Annotated in this window: 18 protein-coding genes; 9 read left to right on the top strand and 9 right to left on the bottom strand. The window is 42.3% G+C overall.

The window, feature by feature from the left end; all coding sequences use genetic code 11:
- Positions 1-94 precede the first annotated feature (94 nt).
- Entirely contained in the window at positions 95-934 is an 840-nt protein-coding gene (locus tag WKR92_RS11785) for a UDP-2,3-diacylglucosamine diphosphatase (protein WP_375558035.1), read from the top strand.
- Between the two features lie 22 nt (positions 935-956).
- On the opposite strand, the gene WKR92_RS11780 is transcribed toward WKR92_RS11785, so the two are convergent.
- Positions 957-1,922, bottom strand: coding sequence for a 3-keto-disaccharide hydrolase (locus WKR92_RS11780; protein ID WP_375558034.1), 966 nt, complete (start codon positions 1,920-1,922; stop codon positions 957-959).
- 72 nt (positions 1,923-1,994) lie between these two features.
- Positions 1,995-2,789 carry a 3-keto-disaccharide hydrolase gene (locus WKR92_RS11775; protein WP_375558033.1) on the bottom strand — a complete coding sequence of 265 codons (795 nt, stop codon included), beginning with the start codon at positions 2,787-2,789 and terminating at the stop codon, positions 1,995-1,997.
- A 115-nt stretch (positions 2,790-2,904) separates the two neighbouring features.
- Here WKR92_RS11775 and WKR92_RS11770 point away from each other — a divergent pair, with 115 nt between their 5' ends.
- Together WKR92_RS11770 and WKR92_RS11765 are read left to right on the top strand one after the other, a co-directional pair.
- Positions 2,905-3,678, top strand: a complete 774-nt coding sequence (locus WKR92_RS11770; protein WP_375558032.1) for a DUF3575 domain-containing protein — start codon at positions 2,905-2,907, stop codon at positions 3,676-3,678.
- Between the two features lie 79 nt (positions 3,679-3,757).
- Positions 3,758-4,489: a GDSL-type esterase/lipase family protein gene (locus WKR92_RS11765; RefSeq protein WP_375558031.1), complete on the top strand. Its 732-nt coding sequence runs from the start codon at positions 3,758-3,760 to the stop codon at positions 4,487-4,489.
- A gap of 6 nt (positions 4,490-4,495) precedes the next feature.
- Here WKR92_RS11765 and WKR92_RS11760 read toward each other — a convergent pair whose 3' ends face one another.
- Positions 4,496-7,180 (bottom strand): c-type cytochrome, encoded by a 2,685-nt coding sequence (locus tag WKR92_RS11760; RefSeq protein ID WP_375558030.1) that lies wholly within the window; start codon positions 7,178-7,180, stop codon positions 4,496-4,498.
- A 177-nt stretch (positions 7,181-7,357) separates the two neighbouring features.
- On the opposite strand from WKR92_RS11760, the gene WKR92_RS11755 reads away from it, so the two are divergent.
- Positions 7,358-7,903, top strand: a complete 546-nt coding sequence (locus WKR92_RS11755; RefSeq protein ID WP_375558029.1) for a type 1 glutamine amidotransferase domain-containing protein — start codon at positions 7,358-7,360, stop codon at positions 7,901-7,903.
- Between the two features lie 64 nt (positions 7,904-7,967).
- On the opposite strand, the gene WKR92_RS11750 is transcribed toward WKR92_RS11755, so the two are convergent.
- From WKR92_RS11750 to WKR92_RS11740, 3 genes are read right to left on the bottom strand one after another with little or no spacing between them, the layout of a single operon-like run.
- The gene (locus WKR92_RS11750; protein ID WP_375558028.1) at positions 7,968-8,804 is read right to left on the bottom strand and encodes a hypothetical protein; all 837 of its coding nucleotides are present in this window, start codon (positions 8,802-8,804) and stop codon (positions 7,968-7,970) included.
- Positions 8,805-8,824: 20 nt separating this feature from the next.
- Positions 8,825-10,516 (bottom strand): RagB/SusD family nutrient uptake outer membrane protein, encoded by a 1,692-nt coding sequence (locus WKR92_RS11745; RefSeq protein ID WP_375558027.1) that lies wholly within the window; start codon positions 10,514-10,516, stop codon positions 8,825-8,827.
- An 11-nt stretch (positions 10,517-10,527) separates the two neighbouring features.
- A complete protein-coding gene (locus WKR92_RS11740) occupies positions 10,528-13,743 on the bottom strand; it encodes a SusC/RagA family TonB-linked outer membrane protein (RefSeq protein ID WP_375558026.1) in 3,216 nt (1,071 codons plus the stop codon).
- A gap of 190 nt (positions 13,744-13,933) precedes the next feature.
- On the opposite strand from WKR92_RS11740, the gene dinB reads away from it, so the two are divergent.
- Positions 13,934-15,040 carry a DNA polymerase IV gene (dinB, locus tag WKR92_RS11735; protein WP_375558025.1) on the top strand — a complete coding sequence of 369 codons (1,107 nt, stop codon included), beginning with the start codon at positions 13,934-13,936 and terminating at the stop codon, positions 15,038-15,040.
- Between the two features lie 37 nt (positions 15,041-15,077).
- Here the strand turns inward: dinB and WKR92_RS11730 are convergent, their stop codons facing one another.
- Positions 15,078-15,533: a ferritin-like domain-containing protein gene (locus WKR92_RS11730; protein ID WP_375558024.1), complete on the bottom strand. Its 456-nt coding sequence runs from the start codon at positions 15,531-15,533 to the stop codon at positions 15,078-15,080.
- Between the two features lie 168 nt (positions 15,534-15,701).
- Between WKR92_RS11730 and WKR92_RS11725 the strand changes: the two genes are divergently transcribed.
- From WKR92_RS11725 to nhaA, 4 genes are all read left to right on the top strand, one after another.
- Positions 15,702-16,301 carry a hypothetical protein gene (locus WKR92_RS11725; protein ID WP_375558023.1) on the top strand — a complete coding sequence of 200 codons (600 nt, stop codon included), beginning with the start codon at positions 15,702-15,704 and terminating at the stop codon, positions 16,299-16,301.
- Positions 16,298-16,597, top strand: a complete 300-nt coding sequence (locus tag WKR92_RS11720) for a winged helix-turn-helix domain-containing protein (protein ID WP_375558022.1) — start codon at positions 16,298-16,300, stop codon at positions 16,595-16,597. Before WKR92_RS11725 ends, WKR92_RS11720 begins: the two co-directional genes overlap by 4 nt.
- A gap of 2 nt (positions 16,598-16,599) precedes the next feature.
- Entirely contained in the window at positions 16,600-17,853 is a 1,254-nt protein-coding gene (locus tag WKR92_RS11715; RefSeq protein ID WP_375558021.1) for a hypothetical protein, read from the top strand.
- A 78-nt stretch (positions 17,854-17,931) separates the two neighbouring features.
- On the top strand, positions 17,932-19,110 hold the full coding sequence (gene nhaA, locus WKR92_RS11710; protein WP_375558020.1) for a Na+/H+ antiporter NhaA: 1,179 nt from the start codon (positions 17,932-17,934) through the stop codon (positions 19,108-19,110).
- On the opposite strand, the gene WKR92_RS11705 is transcribed toward nhaA, so the two are convergent.
- The gene (locus tag WKR92_RS11705) at positions 19,098-19,640 is read right to left on the bottom strand and encodes a YceI family protein (protein WP_375558019.1); all 543 of its coding nucleotides are present in this window, start codon (positions 19,638-19,640) and stop codon (positions 19,098-19,100) included. The genes nhaA and WKR92_RS11705 overlap by 13 nt on opposite strands.
- A 91-nt stretch (positions 19,641-19,731) precedes the next feature.
- Positions 19,732-20,337 (bottom strand): Crp/Fnr family transcriptional regulator, encoded by a 606-nt coding sequence (locus tag WKR92_RS11700; RefSeq protein ID WP_375558018.1) that lies wholly within the window; start codon positions 20,335-20,337, stop codon positions 19,732-19,734.
- Between the last annotated feature and the right edge of the window lie 55 nt (positions 20,338-20,392).

Here is a 20,392-nt window from a genome sequence, read left to right as displayed (position 1 = left end):
TCTATTCTCTTAGATCGTTTAAATATTTAACACATCCTTATCATCTAGTTCATATAGGAAACCGATTTTTGCGTCATATATCTTAAGCAGTTACATGGCAAAACGAGAAGTCGACCTGGTTGTCATATCCGATGTTCATTTAGGTACATACGGTTGTCACGCCAAAGAACTCTTAAATTATCTTAAAAGCATTCAAGCAAAAACGCTGATACTAAACGGGGATATAATTGATATCTGGCAATTCAGCAAATCGTATTGGCCGGATTCGCATATGAAAGTCGTGCGCCGAATTATGAAATCGCTCACAGAAGGCACCCAAGTATATTATTTAACCGGTAACCATGATGAGATGTTGCGAAAGTTTAGCGACCTGCAAATCGGCAACTTTTACCTCGCTGATAAGTTAGTCCTGAAACTAGACGGTGCAGAGGCTTGGTTCTTCCACGGTGATGTTTTCGACGTGACCATGCAGCATTCAAAATGGTTGGCAAAACTGGGAGCCATTGGCTACGACACGCTCATATTGATCAATAGCTTCGTCAACTGGTGTTTAACTGTCATGAAACGGGAAAAGATGAGCTTTTCAAAGCGCGTAAAAGCCAGCTTTAAAAATGCCGTTAAATTTATCAATGACTTTGAACAAACCGCGGCGGAATTAGCGGTAGACAAAGGCTATTCCTATGTCGTATGCGGTCATATCCATCAACCAGAGCTCCGAACCATCTGCACCGAAAAAGGTAGTGTCCTTTACCTCAACTCAGGCGACTGGGTTGAAAATTTGAGCGCATTGGAATACCATAACGGGGAATGGTCCGTATACAAATATTCGGCAACCTCTTTCAGGGACGTCGATGGAGATATCGAAACCTATGATTCAGAGGATTTAAATGCCAAACTGGATGTTAACGAAATCCTAAAACAGTTCCGCCAATAAAAAGATCTTCTTAGAACGGTACTTACTTGGCTTCGGTGATCGTAATTTTCCGAAACTCAATCGGTCCATGATCTCCTTGTATATAGATAGGGCCAGGCTCTCCTTCTTTACTATCTAAAGCTCCACCAGTAATACCGGGGATTTCCTGATTAGAAATGACAGTCTTGCCATTGGCGACAACGGTAATCATGCGACCAATTAATGTGATATCGTATGTTTGCCATGTATCCGGCCCCAAAGCTGCAATTTCACTTGGCGGCAAGAAGCCATAGACACCGCTGAACAAATGACTATCCGGATGAGCTGTTTTCGGGCTGTCTTCAATTTGCACTTCATGTCTTCCACGTAGATACACACCACTATTGCTTCCTTTTTGGTACCTGAACTCGACATGCAGCTTAAAATCGGTAAACTTCTGATCGGAAACTAAGTTAGCACCCGATCGAGCGCTTGTTAGGATACCATCAATCACCTCCCATTGATTTTCGCCGAGAGCCTTCCATCCGGTTAGGTCTTCCCCGTTAAACAACTCGGTAGTCTTACCCCATGTTACTTCGCTCGTTCGCTTCAAATAAGGCGCACGCACACCTACAAACGTATATTTTTCACCGTCGCTCATGGTAATGGAGCCTTGGAGTTCATCGTCCTTTAGTTCGCCTTCAACAACAAGGTCTTGATCGCCAGACTCCCACTGTGGTGGAATTTCAAAGTGAAACTTGCCATTATCAAACTCTACTTCGGAAACTGGACGAGCGCTACCAACAATAGCTACAAAGGAACCGATTAACGTCCGGTTTCCTGAAAGTTTCACTTCCAACCAAGAAGGAGCAGGTTTTCCATTCACATCAAGGGTCAGGTCCCAGCGGCCTACGAGTTCTTTCTGGTCGGCTTGACTATAGGTTCCTGTCGACTTAGCAGCAGCCACAGGCTGTAATTTTACGCCAAAGGTTAGCAAACAACAAAGGGCGATGACAACTATTTTTTTCATAATATATTCTGAGTTTAAAATATTAAAGCAATAATGTTAGAACAAGCCAAGGTAGCGGTTTTGAGATAAAATCTAATCCTTCGATAGATCTTTTAATTGAATATTCTTAAAATCAACAGGTTGCCCTTCACTTTGCAGTGCGATGTATCCTGATCGAAGCGGAGTTCCGGGAATATTAATTTTTGGATCAGCTCCGTTCATGGTCCCTCCGCCGATCTGCGGCTTTGAGTATCGTAAAACGGTATCGCCGTTAATAATATGTGTAATGAGTGAATCTCCTAGGACAATTAGTTCGGCGTGCACCCATTGATCACCGTCGTAGGTATCTGAACTTGAATTAATACAGTGAAATCGTGATTTCTCTCCTTGGTAAACCACATCGGTTCCCGGCGAACACATATTTCCGGTAGGCCGTGGTTTGCCATCGCCTAGTCCCCCCAAAAATTGCATCTCAACCGAAATAGGCCAATCTTGCTCCTTTAACATGGTTCGCGGATCTTGTGAATGAAACATAACTCCGCTATTCCGCAGTGTATATGACGGTGCGCCCTTTTGCAGTTCGCCTACAAAACGATAATCGAGTTTCAGATGATAATGAGAATACGGAGTCTTGTAATAAAGATGCCCGAATTGATCATTAAAATCGCCATATTCATCATACCGAACTTGAATAACACCATTTTCTACTCGGAACGTATTCCCAAAATTGACACCCTCTTCATGATGATGAATTTTAACCATCCAATCATTGATATCTTTCCCGTTGAACAAATCAACCCAGCCGCCGTTGCGAGCTTCGTTGGATCGAAGGGCCGTACAAGAAAAGAATAGAAAGAAGATGCTAATTAAAACAATTGTATATTTCATAGGGATGGATTGATTCGATTTCCGTGCTAAATATAAAAAGAAAAAAGAATTTAGCTGTCAGCTAAGGAAACAGTTAGCTAGCAAACTTGTTGATCTTCTAATAGTCCAAGAAATTATGTATAAATTAACCCTCCTCTTTTTCACGGCACTACTCATGCAGACCTCTATAGTTTCTGCACAAGACATAACTAGTTCAGATAACTATGATCCACCCCGACCAAACATCGTGAAATGGAACGTGGCCGGTATACCGATTGGAAATTTCTCGTTTCAATATGAACGCCCCATCACGTCAAACATGACCGTTGCCGCAGGGGTTCGTTTTATGCCAAAGGGCGATCTTCCATTCCAGTCCATTTTTGAAAATATAATCGATAACGATGAGATCTGGTCGCATGTCAGTCAGCTCCAGACCGGCAATGTGGCTTTTACACCTGAATTTAGATTTTACTTTGGTCGCAATCTTTTCGAAGGATTTTATGTTGCCCCTTTTGTACGAATCGCACGTTATTCAGCTGACGTTCCCATCCATATTGAATACAGAGATGCGCAATCAGACTTCTATCTTGAGGAGACCGTCGATATGACAGGCGGAATTTCTACGTTTACCGGCGGCGTATTATTCGGTGCGCAATGGAAATTAGCGGATCAGTGGTATTTAGATTGGTGGATTTTGGGTCCGCAGTACGGCACGTCCAAAGGAGATTTAAGTACATTACGAGATTTATCAGAACAGGAACAAGATGCCTTACGAGAACAGCTCAGCGTACTAGAAGATGTTCCATTGATTGATCTGTCGAGTGAAGTGAACTCGGAAGGGGCAACCATTCATGCTAAGGGGCCGTGGACTGGGCTTAGAACCGGATTGGCTGTAGGTTATAGGTTTTAGAATGTTGTAAGTTATAGTTTTTCGAATAAAATCTTAAGTTTGTCTAGATAAAATTCTAACAAATATCAACACAAGCTTTATGTATACCCTATTTTTACGAATTCTTCTATCGGGCCTTTTTGTCGGTATCATCAGTGTGCAGCCTATTTTGGCACAAAACGAATCGGATGTCCGATCAGCAAAAGTTGAAGTACCTAAACATTTGGATGATAGTTTGTTTTCCACTTACTACCAGCAGCGTGTATCACTTTTTAGAACCCTACCTATTCGACCCAATGCGATTATATTTCTGGGCAATAGCATTACCGATGGCGCAGAGTGGTATGAGCTATTTGGTAACGACAAAATCTTGAACCGTGGCATTAGCGGTGACATCACTACTGGCATCCTCAATCGCTTGGACGAAATAACGATAAGGAAACCCAGTAAAGTGTTCCTTCTGATCGGAACAAATGACCTTGAGCGAAACGTTCCTCAAGACGAAGTAGTCCATAATATCTTTCTTATAGCGCAAATTATCCAGCAAGACAGTCCCGATACCGAATTGTATGTACAAAGCATCTTACCGGTGAGTGATTTTTATAAAAAATTCAACAACCATACAAAAAACGGTGAGGCAATTATCCAAATCAACAAGCTGCTTTCAGAAAATGCGAAGCGCTATAAATACACCTATGTCGACCTACATAGCAAGTTTATTGATTCCGAAGGCAAATTGAAAAAGGAATTCAGCAACGATGGTCTACATTTAAATGGCGAGGCCTATCAACAATGGAAAAAAATCATTTTACCAAGTATTGAGCATAATTAAATTGATTTACTTGTCATATACCTCGCTGCCTTCATCGCCGCCGGCCATTAAATAAGCTATCAAATCCTTTAACTCATCTTCATTGAGAACATTGATTGTTCCTGGTGGCATCACCGATATTTCCGCTAACTTAAAACTGCTGACGTCCTTCTTCGGTATTTCTTTGAGAATATGGGGAGCATAGGGATTTTGGGACACAATATATACATCCTCATCCTCGTCGATTAGTTTAGCTAACATAGATGATCCATCTTTAAATGAAAACACGGTTGATGCATATTGATCTGATATCACATTGTTAGGTTCAATAATGGCCTCAAGCATATCTTTTGCCGTAAAGCGCGAGCCTAACTGTGTCAAGTCGGGTCCAATAGCGCCCCCTTCACCTTGCATGCTATGGCAGGATTTGCAACGAATCGCTGAAAAAAGCATCAATCCTTGTTCGAAATCCCGCTTGCCCGAATCAGCTTCAACAATCTCCAAAGCCTCATCCATTTTCCATGGCCGTCCCGGCCCTTTGGGGCCCTCTTCGCTTGTAAACAAAGCTGTACCTGCTTGGTTCACCAAAGAATCGCCAGAAAGTTTATTGTAGTGATCGAACTCAGAATCGGGCACATGCTCGAGTGCTAAAGTTCTAGCACGATTCACAAAGCCGATATAACTATTACCGCCTTTGTAACCGAAAGCATCATAAAACCATTTGAAGTATCGTTCCCTTGTCTGGTCAGTCCAGCCTTCCTTCGCTTTACTTAAAACGGTGGCAAAGTAAATCTGCTGAGCAGGAGGCGTTTTGGTCAACAAATTGGCAATATCTAATCCATATTGAGGGTTTCTCAGAATCAGGTCGGACGACTTGGTTACAGTCTCCTGATAAGTTGAGTCGTCTTCAGCTACAGCAAGCAAATCCAAGGTCTTTGAAATAGCCTCATCGTCGTTGAGGTGAACCAATACCTTACTTAGTTCCCGGTTTAACGTATTGGTTTCCGCGGGGTACAGTTGCTCAAAATAGCTGATCAAGCGTTCGGCAACTGGCTCCTCAGGCATACCCAGCCTTGAGAGCGTAAGCTCCGCTGCTCGCAGCACGCCTAATTGATTCTCTTCCGTCTGTGCAGGCAAGTCGATCGTCATCAACTTTCTTAATATAGACGATTGCAAGTCCGCATCCTCTCCTACCCGCGCCATCGCAATCATCGACTGTATAGTTGCTTGCACGCTTCGTTCCTGAAAGGCGCGATCTTTCCATCCGTCGAGCGCTTGATTCTCCAACGCAATCCTTGCGGCATAACGAATATGTCGATCTTTATTCCGCAAATACGGCCAGATAAAATCGATAGCCTTCGGATCGGATTTCGTGTGATATTCCTCTATTTTACGTCGAACACGCTGATAGGCATTGACTCCGTCCGAGTCGGTCTCAGCGTCATGAGCAATTTCCTGATAGTCTTTATAATAAACTCGATATAGATCGGATTCAAGCTCTCTTCCTCCTGTCAGGAAATATAGTGCACCGTCAGGACCGATTTCCCCATCTGTCAAAGGCAACGGCGATCCAGCAATAAACTCTTCAGCATTAGCTGTATACGTAGCTCCGTCCTCTTCTAAGCTAACTGCATATACAATACCAAAACTCCAATCGAAAGCGAAAAGGCTATTACGGTACTTATCCGGAAACAGGCTCTTTGTTCCATATATTAAATTGGTAGGTGACCCTTGTCCGATGTTAATCATCGCAGGCAAATTATCGGGATAATACGGCGCCCATTTACCGTTACCTGTACGCCAACCAAACTCGCTACCGCTGGTAACGTGTAAGATTCTAGTGGGCCGGTACCAGCTCATTCCAAAATCCCACTCCATATCAGAATCATAGGCAAATAATTCCCCTTCGGGATTAAATGCTATATCAAATGTGTTTCTAAAACCTGCAGCAAATAATTCCCATGTTGAACCCACGGAATCCGTTATCGCAATCCATCCCCCAGGAGCTGTTCTGTCGGTCGCATGCCCTTGTGGATCTTTAATCTGCTGTAGTAAATTATCCTCCTGCCAATTGGCGGGCAGTCGATAAGAATCCATCTCCGGAATATCCGTATGGTTACCCGCAACGATATAGATCGATTCCCCGTCGGGTCCTAAAACAACACTATGCGGTCCATGCTCGCCTTCACCCTCCATTTTCAAGAGTTGCGTGATTTTATCAAACTCATCATCGTTATTCGTGTCCTGTAGTCGATACAGCCCGCTCCCTTTTCTTAAGATCTCGTCGCCGCGATGATTAACCATCACGTAAAGACTATTATGGGCCCAGAGTAATCCCTGTGCGAAACCCATGCCCACTTTTCTTTTAGAAGTATCTGTTAAAGCTTCTCCTTCTAACGGGAAATGCAAACTATCGATGACCAACGGAATGCTATCATTACCTATTTCTGGAATTGTGAGACGATACAATCCGCCAAATTGGTCGGAAGCAATCATCCGTCCTCGATCGTCAAATGTCATCGAGACCCATGAGCCTCGCTCTTCATCGGAAGGGCTATAAATATGTTCGATTACAAAACCCTCTGGTAGCGTGAACTTTTCGACTTTGGGGTCTATGGGCTCTTCAACTTCCGCTTCTTTCTGACATCCATGAAAAAGAACGACCGCACACAGGGCGGCCAGCACAAATAAAGGTTTTAGTTTAGCTAGCATATGCTTTCAAATGATTTTGTGACTTCGTTAAGGTTTCGGGAATTGAAAGTAAGAATTTATATAAGAGAATGCAACCTTACGATTATATTAATTTAAAAATACATTCTCCCTAAACAATTTCGAGAATGCACGTGTTACTCCTTGACATTAGATTTAATACACAAAAACATATCAGTTATGTCGAAATTAACAAATAGAAAAGTAATCATATTATCAGAAGATGGATTTGAAGAGTCAGAATTAGTAAGCCCGAAAACGAGGTTAGAAGATGAGGGTGCGAAAATTGATATCGTCTCGTCACAAAAAGAAAAAATACGTAGTTGGGATAAAGAAAACTGGGGAATCACGCTGGGTGTCGACAAAAACATAAGCGACGTGACGGTAGACGACTACGATGCACTACTACTGCCCGGTGGTGTTATGAATCCTGATAAACTACGAGAAAATCAGGATACGGTGGCTTTCGTAAGGGATTTCGTGAAAAGCGGAAAACCAATAGCAGCTATATGTCACGGGCCCCAAACTTTGATAGAAACCGGCTTGTTGAAAAATCGACAGATGACTTCTTATCCGTCTATCAAAACCGACCTTATCAATGCGGGTGTTAATTGGGTAGATAAAGAGGTGGTAGTCGACAACGGATTAGTAACTAGTCGTTCGCCAAAAGATTTGGATGCCTTTAATAATAAAATGGTCGAAGAGTTCGCAGAAGGAAAACATTGAGCTGCATAATAAAAAAGGCTACCTCGGTGCGAGGTAGCCTAACCAACCATTAATTATACCTAACCTAATTACTGGCTTTGAATTTCCAGAACCAAGCTGTACCCCAAGGGTCCACCCCCGGTTCTGGGTAGCTTAATACCAGTTCTTCATCGTTTATAAGAAGAATATCGTATTCATAAACGGGTGCTCCGCCCTCATTGGGTGATATTCCGCATAAGACCGTTGTTCCTTTTAAAGTCAATTTACCTTCCGCCCAAACTGAGCCATCATCCAACGTAGTCTTCTTACCCATGTCAAACGTGAAAGTGCCGGTCTCTGTAGTTCCATCCGATTTTACTTTGGTGAAGGTTGCTCCGCTTAATGAGAATGTCATTTTAGCTCCAGCCCCTTCGCCCGGAGCTTGTCCGTCGATGTCCGCCAAATTAACAATCCACCAGGCTGGCTCGACATTCCCCATATATCCACCATTCCCCCATACACCACCATCTGAATCGTCCCATACCCAGTCCTTTTCAGAACCACCCGTAAGGATGCCCCATTCGGCGGGAACATCGAAATAAAGCTCATCAACATTGACGGTCAAGGTTTTTGTAATTTCCGACCCATCGGGGTTCCTCCCTGTAAAGATAATCTCGTTTGCACCTTCCACTACCAATAGAACGGTATCGGTTTTCTTTTGAGTTACACCCACACCGAAATTCCAAGAAGAAAGAACCGGGCTTTTATTATCTAAAACCACCTTGTTAGTATTCTTTCCGTCAATTACGACCGGAGTAGCCGATATATCAAGCTGCTCTGCGCTAATAAACCCACCCATATCCAGTCGGTCTTCTATTGACTCACAACTCGTTATGCTGAGTGTAGTCACTAGTACCATTATGTATGTTATCAGTTTTTTCATGATCTTAAATTCTTTTATCCCTACCATCCTGTGAATTCTGCAGCCGGCGTTCCCCAGCCTTCATTTTGAGTCAAGAGTCCATCCGACAGTTGGATTTGCGACTCAGGGATAGCCCAAAAGCCCCCAGTAGCCTCGTAGCGAGCCCGATAGCCCCCACCAAACGCTTTCATCTCCGTGTCAATCCCCTTATTTTTTATCGCAACACCTTCTTGTGCAGCCAAAGCATCAGCAGCATCGCCCCATCGCATTAAATCAAAATAACGAAGTCCCTCAAATGCCAATTCCCAGCGACGTTCCTTTTTCAGGGCATCAAGTGAGTAGGATACCGCAGGAAGATCAACCCGTGCGCGAACTTTATTCATTCCGGTCGCATCTTCCTTCAACTCAGATTGCATCAATAACACATCGGCAAAACGGATCAATACGAGATCCTGTGTGTGAGAGATCTGCATATCCGCCGGTGCGTTAAACTTGATGATAGCATAGGAAGGAACCAATGATCCATCTTCATCGTAAGCTGTGATCGGTATATACTTTTTCTGCCAGAATCCGGTCTCTTCCATCTGACTGTCGGCACCGTAAATATAGCCCTCAACATCATCGTCAGCATCCATTATCGAAGCTGTACGTCTAATATCATCAGGCTCTGCAAGTCTCCAATTATTCCACAAGGTTGAATTTACAGGTCCAGCGCCCCAGCCCTGTCCGAAGGGAAAAGTGTCCGCCAGTCCATTATTCGAGCGCAAGCCAAAATGCAAAACATATTGATTAGAATAGCCCAACTGGAAATTGTCGCCCCAATCTACCGATGTACCAAATTTCACAGCAAACACAACTTCCTTATTACCGTCGCCTACCCAGTTCGGACCATCATAATCCTCATAGTCTTTACCGGTTACATCATTTGAATACGGCCATAAACTGCGAAAATCGTCTACTAAACCATGTCCGCTATTCGCCACACAATCATCAATCCATGTGATCACTTGACTCTTCGAGATTGTTCCGCCATCATTCGCTACCGGCAATTCAGTTTTGCCATAATAACCTGTGTAAAATAAAAATACACGAGCCATTAACGCTTGCGCGGCCCATTTAGTAGCATGGCCGGAAACAACTGAATTATAAGGAGTAGAGGGCATCAAATTGATCGCTTGTTGCAGGTCATATGCTATCTGGGCATAGGTTTCATCAGCAGGCGCTTTCGGAAGATTCTCCGCTGCCGTAGTGACAACCAGGGGAACTTCGCCAAACATTTGCGAAAGTTCAAAATAGAACAAGGCACGTAAAAAATGTGCTTCTCCCAGCATTTGATTTCTCTGCGCATCACTTTCCCATCCCTCAACCAAGTCTAGAGTAGCGATTGCAGTATTTGCACGTGCAATCCCTTGATAGCGTGCTGCCCAGAACGGTTCAAAGCGGCTCGTCTTTGTGTTCATCAAGTGGTCAAGACCCTGCATATCTTTATCATTCTCACCACCACCGCCAAAGCGATCGTCCGAGGCAAGCTCGGCCATATAAAAATGAGTATGCTGAGGGTTCGATATGGCCTGACTTAATGTCGAATATATTCCGGTCAGCATCTGATTTGCATCGGTGACCGTGGCCGGAAAGTTCGAGGTGTTCTTTTTATCGTAGCTCTGTGAGTCGAGTATCTTCTCACATGAGAGAAAAACCGTTGACAGCACTAATATACTTATAATTTTTTTCATCTTTTTTCGTATTAAAATGTAAGATTTAAACCAACCAAGAAGGTACGTGGACTAGGATAAAAACCCAGATCGATACCTGATACCCATGAAGCATCATTGCCGTAACCAATTTCAGGATCCATACCCGAGTAGCCTGTAATCGTGAATAGGTTTTGGCCGGTCACATACAATCTAGCACCAGAGAACGGTAACTTCGGCAAAACTGATTTGATATCATAACCAAAAGTCACGTTTTGAATTTTAACAAAATCTCCGTCTTCGATATAAATATCTGAAATGTATTGACTATTGGTGTGGCTACCCATCGTTAAGCGTGGGTATCTATTGGAAGTGCCCTCTCCATGCCAACGCTGAAACACTTCTGTTGTATAGTTTTGTAAAGGACTGTCAGCAAATGACCGGTACGATTTCGCAATCTGATGTCCAAAAGCACCGGTAGCGGTCACCGAAAGGTCAAAACCCTTATAGCCAAAATTCACATTCAATCCGCCAGTAAAGTCTGGATGCGGGTTACCAATCAGTTTTTTATCCGCATCGGTAATGCCCCCATCGCCATTATTATCAACGAAAATAACGTCTCCCGGCTGTGCGTTGTCCAATACGCCCACGCCGCTGTTTCGGTATTCGTTGATTTGCTCTTGCGTTTGGAAAATACCCGCTGTTTCATACCCATAGAAATAACCGATTGGAAAACCTACTTGGACACGATACATTTCGGTGGTACCTTGACTTAGCACATGTTCGGGTCCATGAATGATACCTTCCCGGTTCGCGATCTTCGTAACCTCGTTCTTGTTATAGGCTCCGTTCAAACGAATACCGTAACTGAATTCATTAATCGTTTCATCCCAGGTCAGACCAAGTTCAATACCTCGATTCTCAACATTACCGCCATTGATGTAAGGAGCATTCGTTCCATAAATAAGTAAAATCGGTGCTCTTACCAACCAGTCCTTGGTTGTTTTATTGTACCAGTCGAAGTTTACACCCAAACGATTGTGTGCAAATCGGGCATCAAAACCAATGTTCAATTGTTCTGAAGTCTCCCAAGTGATATCTTCGTTCGGCAAAATATCTCCATAAGCGCCGGTAACCAAATCGTTCTTATTATCGCCAAAATAATATCCATTTCTACTATCAAAAGCAATGGTAGCTAAATACTGAAAAGGATCGATACTGGCATTTCCGTTCTGTCCCCAGCTCGCTCTCAATTTGAAAAAGTCGAGCCAACTTGTTGTTTCCGACATAAAGGATTCATTGGAAAGAACCCAACCGGCAGCTACGGAAGGGAAATAACCCCAGCGGTGCCCTTTGGCAAAATTAGAAGAACCATCAGCCCGCATAATCAAGGTAGCCATATAGGTTTCATCATAGTTATAGTTCAGACGTCCGAAGAACGAAGCCAAACCACCTTCAGGATACCTCATACCGCCGATCACAGTTGTTGTTCCGATAGTACGTGCATTTCCGATATAAGCATGATCCCAAGATCCAGGGAACAAGGAAACTGAATTCGATGTATTCAGATCTTCACCAAAGCCCCATTTTTCCATTGAAGCACCCAAGAGTCCGTCTACGTTGTGCAAGCCAAAGCTTTTGGCGTACGAAAGCGTATTTTCGAAGGAGTAGCTATAGCCCATACCTGAGCTTTGCGACACATCATCTTCCGGATTTTTAAGCGTTGTAGATAAATCAAAAACAGGTGTGTACTGTCTATACGAGTAAGCGCTCATCTTATATCCAAAGCTGCTTCTAAACTTCAAGTCTTGAATCGGCTGGACCTCCAGATATGCGTTGGCTTGAAGACCATGATTTTTACTTTCATTAAGTCCGCGTTGGTAAACCATACCGGCTAAGGGATTTGATGTTGCACCATCAAAGTTCCATCCGTCGGCAACTTTACTAGGCTGGTCATAATATTCACCATTTTCATTGTATGCCGGTAATAGTGGATTACCAATCAACATGTTGTGAACATCATTCCAGTAAATGTTGCCAATACCAATCCCTCCTTTTTTACTAAAGGAATAAGTAATGTTCTCGCCGAGAGTAATCACATCAAAGTCGTCGTTCTTTAAGAGGACATGATGGGAATTAATTCTAAAGTTATGTCTTGAAAAATCAGGCTCTACAGGTTTACCGAAGATACCTTCTTGATCCGAAAACGAATAGCTTATTGAGAAACGCGACTGATCCGTACCGCCATTTAAGTTAAACGCGTGGTTCTGAGTCAACGCATCGTCATTGTGAATTTCTTTTAGCCAGTTAGTTCCATTCCATGTACCGTCTTGGATTTGTTGATATTGTTTCGGGATTAATGTTGCCCAGTCATACGGCGCCTGTCCTTCATTAAAGCGAACCTCATTCATGATAGCCATATACTCTTTCGCATTTAATAAGGATGGCATTTTGTAGGCATTCTGCCAACCTACATAAGCGTCATATGAAAACGTGAGTTTCCCGGGCTTACCCTGTTTGGTTGTCACAAGTACGACACCGTTGGCTGCACGCGAACCATAAATAGCTGCTGATGCAGCGTCTTTTAAGACATCGACAGATTGTATATCAGAAGGATTCAACATATTAATATCACCACCGGGAACACCATCAATCACATATAATGGTGACGAGTTTCCGATCGTACCTAGTCCTCTGATTGTAACCTTGAATGCCTCTCCCGGCATCCCGGAACTTTGAGTGATCTGAACACCGGGCGATTGACTTTGAAGAGCACCCAGTACACTAGAAGTACTAAGCTTTTGTAAGTCCTCGCCGTCGACTTGAATAGTTGCGCCGGTTACCAGCTTTTTCTTTTGGGTACCGTAACCCACAACGACAAGTTCTTCAAGCACATTCACATCTTCAGCTAATGTGATGTTGATGGTACTTTGGTTTGCGACAACCACGGTCTGACTTTGGAAGCCGACATAAGAAAACACCAATGTAGCGTCCGAACTAGTAAGGCTCAGCGAATATTGCCCGGCAGCATCGGTCGTCGTGCCGTTTGTAGTGCCCTGTTCATGTACAGTTACCGCTTGTAAGGCGCTCCCGTCACTGTCCGTGACAGTTCCAGAGACGGTTTGTTGAACTGTCTCGACAGTATGCTTCGTAAACGCACGAGCATACGATTCGGAGGAGAAAAACACAAGCAGCGATAGAACTAGCATGTATGCTAGCGCTGGATACGATTTACTCCCACCTTTTCTTTTGTAGAAATTAAACTCCATGTAAAACAAATTAGGGTTATTAAAAAATGGTTAATGTTTAAATTGATAAGCAAAAGTAACGCAAACGTTTGAATTAAGATAATATATTTTTAACAGGGTACAACACTATCTTAACATTCAAAGCCCCGAACGGGTAGAAAGCAATCTTTATTTCTGCGAATTCCTTATATTTGGATAATGCCTGAGGCCCATGGACAGCAGACGAAAAATAATACATATTGACATGGATGCCTTTTATGCATCGGTCGATCAGCGCGACTTTCCGGAACTACGGGGCAAAGCGTTGGCGGTTGGCGGTTCGCCCGACGGACGGGGTGTGGTGGCTACGGCAAGTTATGAAGCCAGAAAGTTTGGCGTCCGTTCTGCTATGCCATCAAGGCAGGCACTTCAGCTGTGTCCCCATCTTATTTTTACACGTCCGCGTTTTGATGTTTATAAAGAGGTGTCACATCAGATCCGTGAAATTTTCAGACGATATACCGACCTAATCGAACCCCTATCCATGGATGAGGCCTATTTAGATGTATCAACTGACAAACAGGGTATTGGTTCCGCACTTGAGATTGCCAGTGCAATAAAAAAAGCCATCCGGGAGGAGCTGAACCTTACCGCTTCCGCCGGTGTATCGATCAATAAATTTGTCGCGAAAATTGCTTCGGATCAGGATAAACCTAATGGTCTTACCTTTATCGGGCCATCAAAAATAAAATCTTTTTTAGAAGCGCTACCGATAGAACGCTTTTTTGGAGTCGGAAAGGTTACGGCTGCTAAAATGAGACAGCTAAATATTCACACCGGAGGTGATCTAAAAAAACTGGATGAAAGTACCTTAATACATATTTTTGGTAAAACAGGGCGGCATTTTTACAATATGGCTAGAGGAATCGACAACCGTGAAGTTCAGCCCAACCGAGAGGTCAAGTCAATTAGTGTAGAGGACACTTTTGCAAAAGATTTAATTAAAAGATCGGAGGTTACGGACGAACTATATGTACTTGCTGCCAAACTGAGCAAGCGACTTCAAATACGGACACTCTCCGGAAAAACGTTAACATTGAAAATCAAGTTCCACGATTTTGTACAGATAACCAGAAGCCAGTCGTTTACAGAAATACTTTCCGGCAAGGATACTATCTATCGTTTCGCTTGTAATCTGCTAGATCGAGCAGGTGCGGAGAATCGGAAAATCAGATTATTAGGACTTACAATGTCTAACTTTACAATGCATGAAGAAGAGGCCAGCGACTATGCAAGGCAATTAAGTCTGTTTGATGATGACGAGATGTCGACACGTTAATTAATGTAGCAGAGAAAATGGAATAAGGCTTGGTGCCTTATTCCATACTATCGCGAAGTGTTTTTACACGATCGTGTGACGATTTCAAATCCAACTTTTGTTTGCTAATCAAAATTTTGGTATTTGGCGCAATATCAGGTTCTTCCTCCGCCATACGATAGGCTTTTTGTGCTGCGTCTTCACCGAACTCACAGCTTTGCAAAACAGCTTTACGTGTGTCGCCCGAAAATGCTGCTTTTACATCCATCCACGCCCTATATATAGAGCCCGAAGCCGTGCTGCCATCCGCTGTCTCTTCTCCGAGTTCCATAACATTTTGCTCTAATTCTCTTTTAAGACCCTCGCTTTGGGAACAGAATTCGCGAAACAAACTTTGCAAGTCTGTGTCTTCTGTGTCGAGTTCTTTGATGGCCTTTTCATAACCTTCAATTCGGTCATTATTGATTTTAATCAGGTCGTTCAGGGTTTCTGAAGTTTTGCTTGCTATTGACATTTTAATTTAATTTAGTGATTCATTCAGTTCGTTACAAGACTAACCCAAAGCAGAACCCTTAGTTTATATTATTTGCGTTACACATAATCTTTTAACCTGAAAAAAAAATTAAAAAGAAAATTGGAATTTACTTTTTTTATCTAACTTTGAATTACAAAGTACTTTTAAATGAAAGAGGAAAAAGATTATATACAGAAACTGGCTGAGATCCGTTCGATGATGGAGCAGTCTTCCAAGTTCCTGTCGCTTTCCGGCTGGGCAGGCATTATGGCAGGGATCTATGCATTGGTAGGGGCTTGTATAGCCTACAATTTTCTGGGCTTCAAGACCGGAGAAATTCCCGAAGAAAGCTCTTCGAGTATCTACCTGTTGGCCATCGTGATTTTAGGATTCGCGCTGATAAGCGCTATCTTCTTTTCACGTAGGAGAGCCATAAAGAATAAACAACCGTTGTGGAACTTCACAACGAGGCGACTTATTATCGATATGGCGATCCCAGTTGCTACCGGTGCTATGTTGATTCTTATACTTATTAGCATGGACCTTGAGAGACTGATCGTTCCCCTGTCATTAATATTTTACGGCTTAGCGCTCTACAATGCTAGTAAATTCACCTTGAATGAAGTGAAGATTCTTGGGATCGTTCAATTAGTTATAGGGCTGCTGTCTCTGTATTTCTCAGAATATAGTTTGTTATGGTGGTCGCTAGGTTTCGGCTTGGCACATATTGTTTACGGCATCTATATGCATTATAAATACGAAAGGTGAAAATATCAATAAACGGTTTACACAAAGCTTTTGAAAGCAGAATTAGACTGGGCATCATGTCGGCTTTAGCTGTTAATGATCACCTGGATTTTAATTCCCTGAAAGATCTGCTTGACGTAACCGATGGGAACTTAGCCAGTCACCTGAAGGGATTAGAAAAGGAGGGCTTTGTAGGGGTGAAGAAAAGATTTATTGGCCGTAAGCCGAATACAAAGTATGTAATAACCGAGAATGGCAGAGAGGCGTTCGACGACCATTTAAGCACATTGGAAAAACTAATTAACTCGCAAAAATAATTATGGAAACGAATTTAAGAGATGACATCCTTGTCCATCTAAATAACCCCGCAGAAGTTGAAAAACTCTACCGCAAAGATAAACTAGCATTCAAACAAGCCTTTGACGGCTTATACCCTAGCATAACGAACAGCACATTAGCTGCTTTCTGGCATGAACGTTTGAATTTCACTAATGAAAGAAAAGCTAACGGTACTCAGGTTAATATCATGTTTATTGCGGTGATGTGTCTCGTAGCGGCCATCATCGTTAAGCTGCCCGCACTATTTTCCATCAACGAAGGCTACTTTTATACTCGCAATGTCGGTTTTGTCATCTTCCCTGCCCTATCAGCGTATTTCGTGTGGAAGAATAAACTGGCATTGAAGGAAATCATTCTTATCAGCAGTGCCGTTCTTTTTAGCGTTTTCTTTATTAATTTCCTTCCAAATGAAGAAAGTGACACCCTCGTTTTATCCTGTATTCACTTGGTTCTTTTCCTCTGGTGTATCTTAGGTTTTTCATTTTCAGGAGGAATAAAACATCAACCGGAAAGCCGACTCAACTATCTCCGTTATAATGGCGATTTGATCGTCGTGACGACATTGATATTAATAGCTGGTGGAATTTTAACAGGGATTACCATCGGCCTGTTTTCATTAATCGAACTCGATATTGAGGAATTTTATTTTAATAATATTGCCATAATCGGTCTCGTTTCAGCACCGATATTAGGTACCTATCTTACACAAAGCAATCCGCAGCTCGTAAACAAAGTTTCCCCCGTAATCGCTAAAATATTCAGCCCCTTAGTATTGGTTATGTTGGTTACCTATCTGATTGCCATCATAGCATCGGGCAAAGATCTTTACAATGATCGCGAATTCTTGTTGCTCTTCAATCTGCTTCTGATCGGAGTCATGGCTATTATCTTCTTTTCCATTGCAGAGGGGGCTCGTAGCAATGTCACTCGCATCGGCCTGTGGATCCTATTACTCCTTTCGCTGATGACGGTCCTTGTCAACGGTCTAGCTCTATCAGCTATCCTATTTCGAATCACCGAATGGGGGGTTACGCCCAACCGCAGCGCAGTACTTGGTAGCAATGTGCTCATGTTGGTCAACCTAATACTGGTAATTGTACAATTCTACCGCGTACTGTTTAAGAAAGCAGAAGTAGACCATATTGGCAAAGTAATTAGCGCCTATCTTCCGGTGTATCTTATCTGGATTATAATCGTGTGCTTTATCTTTCCCTTCGTCTTCAATTTCAGATGATTTTTCATCCATAGCGATAATTTTTGATTTAATTGGAACGATACGCCCAATTTATTACGATTTTAATATATTTGCCAAATGAGTAACCGTATCAACCTTAAAGCTCTCCCTAACTTCTTAAAAAACGGATCCGCTGGCGGCATTATTTTATTATTTTGTGTAATTATATCATTAATTGTAGCCAACTCACCCCTTGGTGAAGGCTTCGACGATTTTCTTGGAACCCAGATCGGATTTAACACAGAAAATATTCATCTACGCTACCCCATCTTATTATGGATCAACGACGGTCTGATGGCTATCTTTTTTTTATTGGTTGGACTAGAAATAAAACGGGAGCTGGTCGAAGGAGAACTCGCTTCTCCAAAAAAGGCAGCATTACCCATATTATGCGCTATCGGTGGAGCATTGGTTCCCGCCTTTATTTATTTACTCTTTAATAAGGGAACCTTAACCGAACATGGGTGGGGCATTCCGATGGCAACTGATATTGCTTTTGCATTAGCCGCTGTTACTGCATTGGGAAAAAGAGTACCTGCTTCATTAAAAATCTTCTTGGCAGCATTGGCCATCGTTGATGATTTACTCGCTATTCTAGTAATCGCGATTTTCTATTCTTCTGAATTAAATTACGCTAATCTTGGCTATGCAGGCGCCATTTTCCTACTGTTAATTTTATTTAATCGTTTCGGGGTAAAGAATATTATTTTTTATTTAATTCCCGGTGTATTTATATGGTATTTCATCCATCATTCAGGCATACATGCTACCATTGCGGGGGTTTTGACGGCACTAACATTGCCTACAACACCAGACGAGAAGGAATCACCATTAGAAAAACTAGAACATATGCTGACCAAACCGGTCAACTTCCTTATTATCCCAATATTTGCTTTAGCCAATACAAATATTACGTTTGAAGACGGAATGGTCGAAGGTCTATTTTCCAATCTAGGTTTAGGTATTGTCCTTGGGCTTGTATTAGGAAAGCCAATTGGTATCCTATTCGTATCCTGGCTTTCGGTAAAAAGCAAGGTTGGTTTACTACCTAGGGATGCCAATTGGCTTCATATGATTGGCGTAGGGCTTTTAGCAGGTATCGGTTTTACAATGTCGATCTTCATTGCCCTACTCTCATTTGCAGAACCGCATTTTGTTGCAGAAGCTAAATTTTCGATATTAACCGGTTCGGTTCTTTCTGCAATTTTGGGATCTATTCTGCTGGCATTCAGCGGAAAGAAATCTTACGATTCTTGAACAAACTGAATTTCAGCGTTTATTCTAACTTCGTCGCTCACCATAACACCACCGGCTTCTAAGGCTGCGTTCCAGTTTAGGCCCCAATCCTTACGGTTTAATTTACCGCTAACGGAAAAACCTGCTTTATGGTTTCCATAAGGGTCTTTGGCGAAACCACCGAACTCAACATCAAGAATAAGTTCCTTTTCAATGCCATGCAAATCCAAGATACCTTTTAACTGATAGTTGTCGTCATCTAATTTATTTAGCTCTGTACTGTTAAACGTAATTTTTGGGTATTTTTCTGCATCAAAAAAATCAGCGCTTCGCAAGTGTGCATCGCGATCTGTGTTATTCGTAAAAATAGAGTCGGTATCGATCACTGCAGATACTTTAGCATCGCTAAAATCATTTCCCTTGCTTTCTATGCTTACGTTAAACTTCTGGAACTCACCTTTAACGTTCGTGATCATCAAGTGTTTAATCTTAAAAAGAAGTTCACTGTGCGTTGGATCTGAAATCCATTTTGATGTTTCTGTAGTATTCATAATTTTCTTTTTTTTAATTTATTTATTTTCAACACCACAAAGATCCCTCAAATAACAAGCAATTTCATTCACCTATGTTAAGAAAGAAAACCTAATCATCTTTGGAAAATATTTCTCTTCGAATACGACTCAATGACTGAGGCTTAATACCAAGATAGGAAGCGATCAAGAATTGAGGGATACGTTGGATAAAATGCGGAAATAGTTGGGCAAACTCTCTATATCGATGCTCTGCATCTTCACTATTCGTTTTTGCAATACGGTAATAGAGGGTTGACATCGCATTCTGAAGTAGAATCCTATAGTATCGGTCAAATATCGGATGTCGTTTGCAGAGTATATCCAGATTTTCCTTGCTTAGCAACAATGCCCTTACAGGCTCTAAAGTCTCGATGGTTGATACGGCTGATTTATTAGTGAAGAAACTTGAGGAGTCCGTTATCCAATGATTTTCGATAGCCAGTTGAATAGCACTCTTATCACCCTTCTCATTAACGTAATAGGAGTAACATGAACCCTCCAAAATAAAATACTGATAATTACACGCGCGCCCGGGTTCAACAAAATACTGCTTTTTATCGAACGACTTCTCAAAGGTCAGCTCACAAAAAGATTGGAAACTTTCGTCGGAGATCGCTTCATCCAGCGTTCTCTCTATATGTTGTCTAAGTAAAAGTTCAGGCATATCTGTGATCATTAGTAAGGATTAAAAATAGCAATATTTTCTCATAGTAATAATGGAAAACACGTAT

It is taken from the genome of Albibacterium profundi, from assembly GCF_042159835.1.
GTDB classification, from domain to species: domain Bacteria; phylum Bacteroidota; class Bacteroidia; order Sphingobacteriales; family Sphingobacteriaceae; genus Albibacterium; species Albibacterium profundi.
Note: the sequence above shows the minus strand (reverse complement) of the source record. Positions and strands in the feature narration are given on the sequence as shown.

Excerpts from the sequence above, each read along its gene's own strand:
- WKR92_RS11785 (WP_375558035.1), top strand. The coding sequence starts at position 95 with ATGGCAAAACGAGAAGTCGACCTGGTTGTCATATCCGATGTTCATTTA.
- WKR92_RS11780 (WP_375558034.1), bottom strand. The coding sequence starts at position 1,922 with ATGAAAAAAATAGTTGTCATCGCCCTTTGTTGTTTGCTAACCTTTGGC.
- WKR92_RS11775 (WP_375558033.1), bottom strand. The coding sequence starts at position 2,789 with ATGAAATATACAATTGTTTTAATTAGCATCTTCTTTCTATTCTTTTCT.
- WKR92_RS11770 (WP_375558032.1), top strand. The coding sequence starts at position 2,905 with ATGTATAAATTAACCCTCCTCTTTTTCACGGCACTACTCATGCAGACC.
- WKR92_RS11765 (WP_375558031.1), top strand. The coding sequence starts at position 3,758 with ATGTATACCCTATTTTTACGAATTCTTCTATCGGGCCTTTTTGTCGGT.
- WKR92_RS11760 (WP_375558030.1), bottom strand. The coding sequence starts at position 7,180 with ATGCTAGCTAAACTAAAACCTTTATTTGTGCTGGCCGCCCTGTGTGCG.
- WKR92_RS11755 (WP_375558029.1), top strand. The coding sequence starts at position 7,358 with ATGTCGAAATTAACAAATAGAAAAGTAATCATATTATCAGAAGATGGA.
- WKR92_RS11750 (WP_375558028.1), bottom strand. The coding sequence starts at position 8,804 with ATGAAAAAACTGATAACATACATAATGGTACTAGTGACTACACTCAGC.
- WKR92_RS11745 (WP_375558027.1), bottom strand. The coding sequence starts at position 10,516 with ATGAAAAAAATTATAAGTATATTAGTGCTGTCAACGGTTTTTCTCTCA.
- WKR92_RS11740 (WP_375558026.1), bottom strand. The coding sequence starts at position 13,743 with ATGGAGTTTAATTTCTACAAAAGAAAAGGTGGGAGTAAATCGTATCCA.
- dinB (WP_375558025.1), top strand. The coding sequence starts at position 13,934 with ATGGACAGCAGACGAAAAATAATACATATTGACATGGATGCCTTTTAT.
- WKR92_RS11730 (WP_375558024.1), bottom strand. The coding sequence starts at position 15,533 with ATGTCAATAGCAAGCAAAACTTCAGAAACCCTGAACGACCTGATTAAA.
- WKR92_RS11725 (WP_375558023.1), top strand. The coding sequence starts at position 15,702 with ATGAAAGAGGAAAAAGATTATATACAGAAACTGGCTGAGATCCGTTCG.
- WKR92_RS11715 (WP_375558021.1), top strand. The coding sequence starts at position 16,600 with ATGGAAACGAATTTAAGAGATGACATCCTTGTCCATCTAAATAACCCC.
- nhaA (WP_375558020.1), top strand. The coding sequence starts at position 17,932 with ATGAGTAACCGTATCAACCTTAAAGCTCTCCCTAACTTCTTAAAAAAC.
- WKR92_RS11705 (WP_375558019.1), bottom strand. The coding sequence starts at position 19,640 with ATGAATACTACAGAAACATCAAAATGGATTTCAGATCCAACGCACAGT.
- WKR92_RS11700 (WP_375558018.1), bottom strand. The coding sequence starts at position 20,337 with ATGATCACAGATATGCCTGAACTTTTACTTAGACAACATATAGAGAGA.